Source organism: Pseudomonas sp. RGM2987, from assembly GCF_022952855.1.
Lineage (GTDB): Bacteria > Pseudomonadota > Gammaproteobacteria > Pseudomonadales > Pseudomonadaceae > Aquipseudomonas.
The window spans coordinates 1-11,553 of sequence record NZ_JALJDX010000106.1 but is presented as its reverse complement, the minus strand read 5'-3'; the positions used below and the strand labels follow the sequence as shown (position 1 = coordinate 11,553).

Genomic DNA, 11,553 nt, shown 5'->3' with positions numbered 1-11,553 from the left:
TCATAGTTGTCTGATGTACCGCTTTCGCGAGCAAGCCCGCTCCCACAAGGGAAAGTGTATGCCTGAAAGAAACTTATGAACCGGCCCTCAAAACTCACCCGCCTGCTCTTCACCCTGCTCGCCTACACCAGCCTCGCCATCGGCCTGTTGGCCCTGGTCGTGCCGGGTCTGCCGACCACCGAGTTCATCCTGCTCGCGGCCTGGGCCGCGACCCGCAGTTCGCCGCGCCTGAGCGCCTGGCTGGAAAACCACCGGCTGTTCGGGCCGATGCTGCACAACTGGCGCAACGGCAAGGCCATCCCGCGCCGGGCCAAGGTCGCCGCCACGGTCAGCATGCTGCTCTGCGCCGGACTGATGCTCGCAACACTCGGTCATGGCTGGCCGGCCTACCTGGCCCTGGCCGGCATGGGGCTGGGCAATCTGTGGATCTGGTCGCGGCCGGAAACTGCCCGGCGTTCTGGCCCGCACCTGGCGGCGAAACAGCTCCCAACGGATTTTTGATCTATGCTCGGCCTCTCATTTGCGGAGGGCTTTCGATGACTGATCTGCTCACGTCCATGCAAGCCGCGCTCGGCCTGCCCACGACGCCGATCCCCTTCACCAGCGAAGGCGCCCTGTCCTCGGCGTTCGCCGTCACGGAGCTGGCCTGCGCCGGTATCGCCGTCGCTGGCCAGGCGACCGCCGAACTCATCCAGCCTCAAACCGGTCGCCGACCATCGGTCGAGGTCGACCGACGCCTGGCTTCGTTCTGGTTCTCCACGTCGCTGCGGCCGATCGGCTGGAGCCTGCCGCCGCTGTGGGACCCGGTGGCCGGCGACTACGCCTGCGCCGATGGCTGGATTCGCCTGCACACCAACGCACCGCATCATCGACTGGCGGCGGAGAAAGTCCTCGGCCCGTGCACTGATCGCAGCGAAATGACGACCCGGGTCGCCCGCTGGAACAAGTCGGAACTGGAACAGGCCGTGGTCGATGCTGGCGGTTGTGCTGCCCAGATGCGTTCATGGCAGGCGTGGCAGGCACATCCCCAAGGCCGGGCGGTGAACGGCGAGCCGTTGGTGCAGTTCGCCCACAGCGACGCTGCGCCGCACAAGCCCTGGCTCGGTTCCGTGGCCCAACCGTTGGCAGGCCTCAAGGTCCTGGACCTGACCCGGGTGCTCGCAGGCCCTATTGCCAGCCGCTTCCTGGCAGGCCTCGGGGCCGATGTCTTGCGTATCGACCCACCCACCTGGAACGAGCCCGGCGTAGTGCCGGAAGTGACCCTGGGCAAACGCTGTGCACGCCTGGACCTGCACCGACCCGATGATCGCTCGGTGTTCGAAGCCTTGCTCAAGGACGCCGACATACTCCTGCATGGTTATCGGGCGGACGCTCTCGAACACCTGGGCTTTGGCAACGAGCAGCGTCGGCAGATAGCTCCAGGCCTGATCGATGTCAGCCTCAATGCCTACGGTTGGAGCGGCCCGTGGCAGAACCGCCGCGGTTTTGACAGCCTGGTGCAGATGAGCAGCGGCATCGCCGAGGCCGGCATGACCTGGAAACAGGCCAGCCAACCGACGCCGCTGCCGGTGCAGGCGCTGGACCATGGCACCGGCTATCTGATGGCGGCCAGCGCCATCGTGTTGCTGGCCCGGCGCCTGGAGAGTGGTCGAGGCGGCTCGGCGCGCCTGTCGCTGGCGCGCACGGCAAGGCTGTTGATCGAACATGGCGCGGGGCCCCAGGCCGCGCTTCGGCCCGAGGACAACGACGATCAGGGCCTGCTGGTCGAACAGACGCCGTGGGGCCCCGCGCACCGATTGCAGGTGCCGCTGAAAATCAGCGGCACACCGTTGCAGTGGACACGGGCGGCGACTGAACTCGGCGCCCATCGAGCGCAGTGGTAATCCGCTGCGCCTGCTGACCTGGGTCAGCTAACCCAACGCAAAACCGACATAGGCTGTGACTCTCCTCTGCTGCCTCGGAGTCATGCTATGTCTGATACCCCCACAAAGCTTCACTTGGGTGCGCTGGTCGCGCTGGTCGTGGGCTCGATGATTGGCGGAGGAATCTTTTCCCTGCCCCAGAACATGGCGGCCAGTGCCGATGTCGGCGCCATTCTGATTGGCTGGGCGATCACTGCGGTGGGCATGCTGACCCTCGCGTTCGTGTTCCAGACCCTGGCCAATCGCAAGCCCGACCTGGACGGCGGTGTGTACGCCTACGCCAAGGCCGGGTTCGGTGACTACATGGGTTTCTCATCGGCCTGGGGCTACTGGATCAGCGCCTGGCTGGGCAACGTCGGCTACTTCGTGCTGCTGTTCAGCACCTTGGGCTTTTTCTTCCCGGTCTTCGGTGAAGGCAACACGGTTGCCGCGGTGATGGGCGCCTCGGTCCTGCTGTGGGCCGTTCATTGGCTGGTGCTGCGCGGGATCAAGGAAGCCGCGTTCATCAACCTGGTCACCACCGTTGCCAAGGTCGTGCCGCTGGCGTTGTTCGTGCTGATCGCGGTGTTCGCCTTCAAGCTCGACATTTTCACAGCCGACATCTGGGGCGTGAAGAACCCGGACCTGGGCAGCGTGATGAATCAGGTGCGGCATATGATGCTGGTGACCGTCTGGGTGTTCATCGGTATCGAGGGTGCGAGCATTTTTTCCGCCCGCGCCGAGAAACGCTCGGACGTGGGCAAGGCCACGGTGATCGGTTTCATCACCGTGCTGCTGTTCCTGGTCCTGGTAAACGTGCTGTCGCTCGGGATCATGACCCAGCCGGAACTGGCGAAGCTGCAAAACCCGTCCATGGCGGCGGTGCTGGAACATGTGGTGGGCCATTGGGGCGCGGTGCTGATCAGCATTGGCCTGATCATTTCGCTGCTCGGCGCCCTGTTGTCCTGGGTGCTGCTGTGCGCCGAGATCATGTTCGCCGCGGCCCGGGACCACACCATGCCGGCGTTCCTGCGCCGCGAAAATGCCAACCACGTGCCAGTCAACGCCCTGTGGCTGACCAACGCGATGGTCCAGCTGTTCCTGATCGTCACGCTGTTCTCGGCCAGCACTTACCTGTCGCTGATCTACCTCGCCACCTCAATGATCCTGGTGCCGTACCTGTGGTCGGCGGCCTATGCGCTGCTGTTGGCGGTGCGGGGCGAAACCTACGAAAACGCCCTAGCCGAGCGCCGCAAGGACCTGGTCATCGGCGCCATAGCCCTGATCTATGCGGTGTGGCTGCTGTATGCCGGCGGGATCAAGTACCTGCTGCTCTCCGCCCTGCTCTATGCCCCGGGCGCGATCCTGTTCGCCAAAGCCCGGCGCGAGGTGGGCAAACCGATATTCACCTCAGTCGAGAAGCTGATTTTTACCGCTGTGGTAGTAGGCGCCCTGGTGGCTGCCTACGGCCTCTACGACGGCTTCCTGACCTTGTAACTGGCCGACGATCTCAACGGAGAAAATCCAATGACCACGGAAAAAGTGAAGTACGGCGTTCATTCCGAAGCCGGTAGATTGCGCAAAGTCATGGTCTGCTCCCCCGGCCTGGCTCATCAGCGACTGACCCCGAACAACTGCGACGAACTGCTGTTCGATGACGTGCTGTGGGTCAACCAGGCCAAGCGCGATCATTTCGATTTCGTCACCAAGATGCGCGAGCGCGGCATCGATGTGCTGGAAATGCATAACCTGCTGACCGATATCGTCGCCATCCCGGAAGCCCTGGACTGGATCCTGCACCGCAAGATCACCGCCGACTCGGTGGGCCTGGGCCTGGTGAATGAAGTCGGTTCGTGGCTGCGCAGCCTGGAGCCACGTCGGATCGCTGAATTCTTGATCGGTGGGGTTTCCGCCGATGACCTGCCCGACAGCTTCGGTGGCAAGACCATTCAGATGTTCCGCGATTTCCTCGGGCACTCCAGCTTCATCCTGCCGCCGCTGCCCAACACCCAGTTCACCCGCGACACCACTTGCTGGATCTACGGCGGCGTCACTCTGAACCCGATGTACTGGCCGGCGCGCCGCCAGGAAACTCTGCTAGCCACCGCCATCTACAAATTCCACCCCGAGTTCGCCCACGCCGATTTCCAGATCTGGTACGGCAACCCGGACCTGGACCACGGCAGCGCCACCCTCGAGGGCGGCGACGTGATGCCGATCGGCAACGGCGTGGTCCTGATCGGCATGGGCGAGCGCTCGTCCCGCCAAGCCATCGGCCAGCTGGCGCTGAACCTGTTCAAGCACCAGGCCGTGGAGCGAGTGATTGTCGCCGGCTTACCCAAGTCTCGCGCGGCCATGCACCTGGACACCGTGTTCAGTTTATGTGACCGCGACCTGGTGACGATTTTCCCCGAAGTGGTCAGCCAGATCGTCGCGTTCTCCCTGCGCCCCGACGAAAGCAAGCCTGGTGGCATCGACGTACGCCGTGAGGAAGGCAGCTTCCTCGACACCGTGGCCACCGCCCTCAAGCTGCCTGCCTTGCGCGTGGTGGAAACCGGCGGCAACAGCTTCGCCGCCGAACGCGAGCAGTGGGACGACGGCAACAACGTGGTGGCCCTGGAGCCGGGGGTGGTGATCGGCTATGACCGCAACACTTACACCAACACCCTGCTGCGCAAGGCCGGAGTGGAGGTCATCACCATCAGCGCCGGCGAGCTGGGCCGGGGTCGCGGCGGCGGCCATTGCATGACCTGCCCGATCATCCGCGACCCGATCGATTACTGACTTTTGCGCCTGGGCCGGTGTTGACCGAACACCGCCCAGGGGATTACCGAAACCCAAGGAGATCCATCATGGCGTTCAACATTCACAACCGTAACCTGCTCAGCCTCGAACACCACACTCCCCGCGAACTGCGCTACTTGCTGGACCTGTCCCGCGATCTGAAGCGGGCCAAGTACACCGGCACCGAACAGCAGCACCTCAAGGGCAACAACATCGCGCTGATCTTTGAAAAAACCTCGACCCGCACCCGCTGCGCATTCGAAGTGGCGGCCTACGACCAGGGCGCCAACGTCACCTACATCGACCCCAACTCATCGCAGATCGGCCACAAGGAGAGCATGAAGGACACCGCCCGCGTGCTCGGTCGCATGTACGACGCCATCGAGTACCGGGGCTTCAAGCAGGAAACCGTCGAAGAGCTGGCCAAGTTCGCCGGCGTGCCGGTGTTCAACGGGTTGACCGACGAATATCACCCGACACAGATGATCGCCGACGTGCTGACCATGCGCGAGCACGCCGACAAGCCGATCCATGACATCAGCTACGCCTACTTGGGCGATGCGCGCAACAACATGGGCAACTCGCTGCTGCTGGTCGGCGCCAAACTGGGCATGGACGTACGCATCTGCGCGCCGAAGGCCCTGTGGCCCCATGACGACCTGGTGCAGCGCTGCCATCGATACGCCGAGGAAAGCGGCGCACGCATCACCCTGACCGAAGACCCGAAAGCGGCAGTCAAGGGCGTGGACTTCATCCACACCGACGTCTGGGTCTCCATGGGCGAGCCGGTCGAAGCCTGGGCCGAGCGGATCGAACAATTGCTGCCCTACCAAGTCAATGCCCAGCTGATGAAAGCCACCGGCAACCCACGCACCAAGTTCATGCACTGCCTGCCGGCGTTCCATAACAGCGACACCAAGGTCGGCAAACAGATCGCCGAGCAGTATCCGCACCTGGCCAACGGCATCGAGGTGACCGACGACGTGTTCGAATCGCCGGCCTGCATCGCCTTCGAGCAGGCAGAAAACCGCATGCACACCATCAAGGCAGTGCTGGTGTCGACGTTGGCGGATCTCTAAACCCACCGCCGCCCCCCCTGTGGGAGCGGGCTTGCTCCCACAGGGGGCATGCGTCGTCAGGTCAAATTTCTTTGTAAAAGGACAACACCATGCGCATCGTCGTTGCCCTGGGCGGTAATGCCCTCCTGCGTCGGGGTGAACCCATGACCGCCGACAATCAACGCAGCAACATCCGCACCGCGACCGAACAGATCGCGAAGATCCATCCCGGCAACCAGCTGGTCATCGCCCACGGCAACGGTCCGCAGGTCGGCCTGCTGTCGTTGCAGGCGGCGGCCTATACCTCGGTTTCGGCGTATCCACTGGACGTACTGGGGGCCGAAACCGAAGGCATGATCGGCTACATCATCGAACAGGAACTGGGCAACCTGCTGGACTTCGAAGTGCCCTTCGCGACGCTGCTGACCCAGGTTGAAGTGGACGCCAACGATGCGGCCTTCCAAAACCCCAGCAAGCCCATCGGCCCGGTCTACAGCCAACAGGAAGCGCAGAAACTGGCCGCCGAAAAAGGCTGGGCCATTGCCCCGGATGGCGACAAATTCCGCCGCGTGGTCGCCAGCCCCAGGCCCAAGCGGATCTTTGAAATCCGCCCGATCAAGTGGCTGCTGGAAAAAGGCAGCATCGTAATCTGTGCTGGCGGCGGTGGCATCCCGACGATGTATGACGCCGAGGGCAAGCTGCAAGGCGTCGAGGCGGTGATCGACAAGGACCTGTGCTCGGCCTTGCTGGCCGAACAATTGGAGAGCGACCTGCTGGTGATCGCCACCGACGTCAACGCGGCCTTCATCGACTTTGGCAAACCGACCCAGAAAGCCATTGCCCAGGCCCACCCCGACGAAATGGACAAACTCGGCTTCGCCGCCGGCTCCATGGGGCCCAAGGTGCAGGCGGCGTGCGAATTCGCGCGCAACACCGGCAAGGTCGCGGTGATCGGGGCGCTTTCGGATATCGATGCTATCGTCCAAGGCACCGCCGGCACCCGCATCAGCACCGCGACCGCTGGCCTCACTTATCGATAACGGGAAACTTGCGGGGCAGATCCGCGGTCTGCCCTACTTCTACGCTTTTCATGGAGAGTCGCTCATGGCCCTGTTCCGACCCGGTCACCTGCACATGGAGCGCCACGCGCTGAACAAGGACGATTACAGCTACAACCTGTGCATCGACTACGAGCTCGCCCAGGATCCCAAGGAAGGCCAGGGCATGTCATTTCGGCTGCACGGCACGGTCGAAGACAAGCCCGTAGACGAGAGCTTTTTCCTGGCCAAGGACCAGGCCTTCGACTTCGCCCGCCCCGCCACGCGCATCGCTCAGAAATATGGCCTGCCTAAAAGCGCCAGCATCGGCTCGATGCACGAGTACTACGACGAGATGTTCGAGGACGTGCGCCAGCAACTGGGCGTCAAGCCGGGGGATCCGATGAAGCCTGAGCATCTGGCGTAGCCCGTTCTACCAGACACCTCATCTCCCTGTGGGAGCGGGCTTGCTCCGGGCGGCGATCCGACGAAAGCGGTGTGTCAGCCAATACATCGATCACTGACACACCGCTTTTCGCGAGCAAGCCCGCTCCCACATGGGATTATCAGTGTTCTGAATACCGGGGTACATCCAATCCCTGCCCGACTGGCAACCCACCCACGTTGACCTATGCTTAACCCAGTACCCCCGGGTATTCGTTCAGAGGTCAACGCCATGAACATCAAAACAAAAAGACGTTTCGCCATTTTCATCACCTGCGCCGCTACGCTTGCGCTGTACGGCACTGCGGCCTACCGGGTCGAGCAGGCCAGGCAACAACCTCGTGAATACGCCAGTTGCAACCTGGAACGCTGCATCCCCCACAACGCGAGCCTGAACGCGCTGCGCTAGAGCCGGTTCAGTCGTCCGGCTGATCGGTCTTGAGCCTGTCCCGGAATGCCTTGGGCGAGATGCCGACACGCCGGCGGAACAGCCGGGTGAAGTTGGTCGGGTCGGAGAACCCGAGCATTTCCGATATCTCGTAGATGGTCAGGCCGGTATAGGTCAGCATTCGCTTGGCCTCCAGCAACTGGCGCTCGTGCATGATCTGCAACGCCGGCTGCCCCGCCAGTTCCCGGCACGTGCCGTTGAGGTGCGACACCGAGATGCCCAGGCGATGGGCCAGGTCTTCGACCTTGACGTGCTGGCGATAGGTTTCTTCCACCAGCTGAATGAATCCATTGAGGTATTCCCGGGCCCGTTGCGGGCGTTGGGCCTTGGTGCGGCGCTGCATCACCTGGCGACTGACCCAGACCATGATCACGCTGACCAGTGCATGCATCAGCATCTCCCGAGCGGGTTGATGACCCATGTATTCAGTTTGCAGGGCGCTGAACAGGCTGTTGAGGTAGTCGGCGTTTTCACCGGCCGGGTAGCTTTCGGCCTGGGCCAGCACGTTCACTGAGTGCCCCAGCTGACCTTGCAAGTGCGTCACCAGCGGCGCCGCCAGGGTCACCACGTAGCCTTCCACATCCTCGGAAAACCGGAAGCCATGAACCGACAGCGGCGGCAGGATCTGCACCGCCGGCTCGTCAAGTTGCGTGCGCTTGCCTTCGATCTCCAGTTCCGCCTGGCCCTTGAACACGAACAACAACTGACACAGGTCGGCATGCCGATGGGGTTTGATCTCCCATTGATGTTCGCGGCTGCGCTTGGAAATGGTTTCACAGTGCAGCAGGTCCGGCGTCGGCCAGTCCTGGCTCTCGCCGTAGAGCTTGAACACCGGGATCGTAGGCAGGTCAGGTTTTTTCATAACGAGGAATCCGGGCCTGGGTTGCGGGCGATAATCGCACCAATTGGCAAAATGAACAGGTATCGGCTCAGTTTTCCCCTTCAATTGACAGGTCCGCAAGCGAAAAATGCAGGCACCAGAATCATAACAATCAACACCGACTTCGGTTGCGTGCCCAGTGCGAGTCATAACAACAATGAAAACCCTCAAGACCCAAGTCGCCATCATCGGTGCCGGCCCCTCTGGGTTGCTGCTCGGCCAGTTGTTGCACAACGCCGGGATCGACACCGTCATTCTCGAACGCCAGACCCCGGACTATGTACTGAGCCGTATCCGCGCCGGGGTGCTGGAACAGGGCATGGCCGAACTGCTGCGCCAGGCCGGCGTCGGCCAGCGCATGGACGCCGAAGGCCTGGAACATGACGGCTTTGAACTGGTGCTCAACGCTCGCCGCGTGCACATCGACCTCAAGGGGCTGACCGGCGGCAAGAACGTGATGGTCTACGGCCAGACCGAAGTGACCCGCGACCTGATGGCCGCCCGTGAACAGACCGGTGGCCGCACGCTGTATCAGGTCGACAAGGCCCAACCCCATGCCATGCAGACCGAGCAGCCCTTCGTGACCTTCGAACACCAGGGCGAGACCTGGCGCCTGGACTGCGACTACATCGCCGGTTGCGACGGTTTCCACGGCGTGGCGCGGCAGTCGATCCCGGCGGACCGCCTCAAGGTCTTCGAGCGAGTCTATCCGTTCGGCTGGCTCGGCATCCTGGCCGACACTCCGCCAGTCCACGAGGAGCTGGTCTACGCCCGCCATGAACGCGGTTTCGCCCTGTGCAGCATGCGTTCAAAAACCCGCACCCGGTATTACCTGCAAGTGCCTGCTGAAGAACAGCTGGCCGACTGGCCGGACGAGCGTTTCTGGACCGAACTGAAAGCCCGCCTGCCCGCCGACCTGGCCGAAGCCCTGGTGACCGGGCCGTCGATCGAGAAAAGCATCGCGCCGCTGCGCAGCTTCGTAGTCGAGCCGATGCAGCATGGGCGGATGTTCTTGGTGGGTGACGCGGCCCACATTGTCCCGCCCACCGGAGCCAAGGGCCTGAACCTGGCGGCCAGCGACGTCAGCACGCTGTTCAACATTCTGCTCAAGGTCTATCGCGAGGGCCGCGTGGACTTGCTGGAACTCTACTCGGCCATTTGCCTGCGGCGGGTGTGGAAGGCCGAACGGTTCTCCTGGTGGATGACGTCGATGCTGCATCGCTTCGACGAAGACGCCTTCAACCAACGCATCAGCGAAGCGGAGCTTGCGTATTTCGTCGACTCCGAGGCTGGGCGCAAAACCATTGCGGAAAATTACGTGGGACTTCCTTACGAGGCTATCGAATAGTCGGCTATCGACTTACACTGCGGGCTCCGTTCCACTCGCCTCACCGGCGTGATGCCCGCAGGTTTTGCCGTGACCCAGCCCGAACACCCTCAAGCCCAGAAACCAGCCATCCGCAGCGTGCTGGTGGCGCTGATGCTGGCGATCTTCCTCGGCGCCCTGGACCAGACCATCGTCGCCGTCTCGATGCCGGCCATCTCCGCGCAATTTGCCGATGTCAGCCTGCTGGCCTGGGTGATTTCCGGCTACATGGTCGCCATGACCGTGGCGGTGCCGATCTACGGCAAGCTCGGCGACCTGTACGGCCGACGCCGGCTGATGCTGTTCGGCCTGGCCCTGTTCACCCTCGCCTCAGTGCTCTGCGGACTGGCGCAAAACATGGAACAGCTGGTACTGGCGCGGATCATCCAGGGCATTGGCGCCGGCGGGATGATTTCGGTGAGCCAGGCCATCATCGGCGACATCATCCCGCCCCGGGAACGGGGTCGCTACCAGGGTTATTTCAGCGGCATGTATGCGGTTGCCAGCGTGGCCGGGCCCGTGTTGGGCGGCTATATGACCCAATACCTGTCCTGGCGCTGGGTGTTCCTGATCAACCTGCCGCTGGGCCTGGGCGCCTGGCTGGTGGCGCGCCGGGCGCTGGTCGGGCTGCCGGTGCCACAACGCACGCCGATCATCGATTACCTGGGCACCGTGTTGCTGATCATCGGCCTGACCGCGCTGTTGCTGGGCATTACCCAGTTCGGCCAGGGCCATGCCTGGCACAGCCGCGAAGTGCTTGGGCTGCTGGGCTGCGCGGTGCTCGCACTGGGTGTATTTGCCTGGCATGAACGCCGCGCCCGCGAGCCGCTACTGCCGATGCACCTGTTCGTCAACCGCAGCGCGGTGCTGTGTTGGTGCACGGTGTTCTTCACCAGTTTCCAGGCGATTTCCCTGACCGTGCTGGTGCCGTTGCGCTTCCAGAGCGTGACCGGCGCCGGTGCCGACAGCGCTGCGTTGCATTTGCTGCCGTTGGCGATGGGTTTGCCGATAGGCGCCTATTTCGCCGGGCGCCGGACCTCGGTCACCGGGCGCTACAAGCCGATGATCCTGGGCGGTGCCCTGCTCTTTCCGTTCGCGATTCTCGGCATGGCCTTTACCCCACCCACCGCGTTCTGGCTCAGCAGCCTGTTCATGCTGCTGAGCGGTATCGCCTCCGGCATGCAGTTCCCGACCTCGTTGGTGGGTTCGCAGAACTCGGTGCAACAACGGGACATCGGCGTCGCCACCAGCACCACCAACCTGTTTCGCTCCCTCGGCGGGGCGGTGGGCGTGGCGCTGATGTCAGCGCTGCTGCTGGCCTTGTTACAGGATTCCAGCTTCGCCCAACTCGCTGGCGCGTCACTGCTGGGCGAAGGTCATTCCGGTAACGTGCTGCTGGACGGTCTGAACGCCGCCCCGGGCAAGGCCCAGGACGCCCTGCGCCAGGAGCTGCAAAGCACCTTCCGGCATCTGCTGTTGATCAGCGCGGCGGTATCACTGCTGGGGCTGGCGGCGGCGGTGGCGATGCCGAACCAGTTGTTGCGTGGGCGGGATGAGAAAGCGCGGTAGCGCTCCAACCTCTGGTTAGCGCAGAACCCTGGGGTTAGTGCAGAACCCCTGTGGCGGGGGGGGTTG

At 63.2% G+C, this 11,553-nt stretch carries 11 protein-coding genes; 10 read left to right on the top strand and 1 reads right to left on the bottom strand.

Features of this window, described 5'->3' with window-relative positions; translation table 11 throughout:
- Window positions 1-75: 75 nt before the first annotated feature.
- The 8 genes from RGM2987_RS02210 (at window position 76) to RGM2987_RS02175 (ending at window position 7,633) form a co-directional block, all read left to right on the top strand.
- Window positions 76-501 (top strand): YbaN family protein, encoded by a 426-nt coding sequence (locus RGM2987_RS02210; RefSeq protein ID WP_245138490.1) that lies wholly within the window; start codon window positions 76-78, stop codon window positions 499-501.
- A gap of 35 nt (window positions 502-536) precedes the next feature.
- On the top strand, window positions 537-1,883 hold the full coding sequence (locus RGM2987_RS02205) for a CoA transferase (protein WP_245138489.1): 1,347 nt from the start codon (window positions 537-539) through the stop codon (window positions 1,881-1,883).
- An 87-nt stretch (window positions 1,884-1,970) separates the two neighbouring features.
- Window positions 1,971-3,398, top strand: a complete 1,428-nt coding sequence (arcD, locus tag RGM2987_RS02200) for an arginine-ornithine antiporter (RefSeq protein WP_245138488.1) — start codon at window positions 1,971-1,973, stop codon at window positions 3,396-3,398.
- Between the two features lie 30 nt (window positions 3,399-3,428).
- Window positions 3,429-4,685 carry an arginine deiminase gene (gene arcA, locus RGM2987_RS02195; protein ID WP_245138487.1) on the top strand — a complete coding sequence of 419 codons (1,257 nt, stop codon included), beginning with the start codon at window positions 3,429-3,431 and terminating at the stop codon, window positions 4,683-4,685.
- Window positions 4,686-4,753: 68 nt separating this feature from the next.
- Window positions 4,754-5,764 carry an ornithine carbamoyltransferase gene (locus tag RGM2987_RS02190; protein ID WP_245138486.1) on the top strand — a complete coding sequence of 337 codons (1,011 nt, stop codon included), beginning with the start codon at window positions 4,754-4,756 and terminating at the stop codon, window positions 5,762-5,764.
- A gap of 89 nt (window positions 5,765-5,853) precedes the next feature.
- Window positions 5,854-6,783, top strand: coding sequence for a carbamate kinase (gene arcC / locus RGM2987_RS02185; RefSeq protein ID WP_245138485.1), 930 nt, complete (start codon window positions 5,854-5,856; stop codon window positions 6,781-6,783).
- 64 nt (window positions 6,784-6,847) lie between these two features.
- Complete coding sequence (locus RGM2987_RS02180) at window positions 6,848-7,207, top strand: DUF5064 family protein (RefSeq protein WP_245138484.1); 360 nt, start codon at window positions 6,848-6,850, stop codon at window positions 7,205-7,207.
- A 249-nt stretch (window positions 7,208-7,456) separates the two neighbouring features.
- On the top strand, window positions 7,457-7,633 hold the full coding sequence (locus RGM2987_RS02175; RefSeq protein ID WP_245138483.1) for a hypothetical protein: 177 nt from the start codon (window positions 7,457-7,459) through the stop codon (window positions 7,631-7,633).
- A 7-nt stretch (window positions 7,634-7,640) separates the two neighbouring features.
- Here RGM2987_RS02175 and RGM2987_RS02170 read toward each other — a convergent pair whose 3' ends face one another.
- Window positions 7,641-8,534, bottom strand: coding sequence for a helix-turn-helix domain-containing protein (locus RGM2987_RS02170; RefSeq protein ID WP_245138482.1), 894 nt, complete (start codon window positions 8,532-8,534; stop codon window positions 7,641-7,643).
- Between the two features lie 175 nt (window positions 8,535-8,709).
- Between RGM2987_RS02170 and pobA the strand changes: the two genes are divergently transcribed.
- Complete coding sequence (gene pobA, locus RGM2987_RS02165) at window positions 8,710-9,900, top strand: 4-hydroxybenzoate 3-monooxygenase (protein WP_245138481.1); 1,191 nt, start codon at window positions 8,710-8,712, stop codon at window positions 9,898-9,900.
- Window positions 9,901-9,951: 51 nt separating this feature from the next.
- Window positions 9,952-11,487 (top strand): MDR family MFS transporter, encoded by a 1,536-nt coding sequence (locus RGM2987_RS02160; protein ID WP_245138480.1) that lies wholly within the window; start codon window positions 9,952-9,954, stop codon window positions 11,485-11,487.
- Window positions 11,488-11,553: the final 66 nt, after the last annotated feature.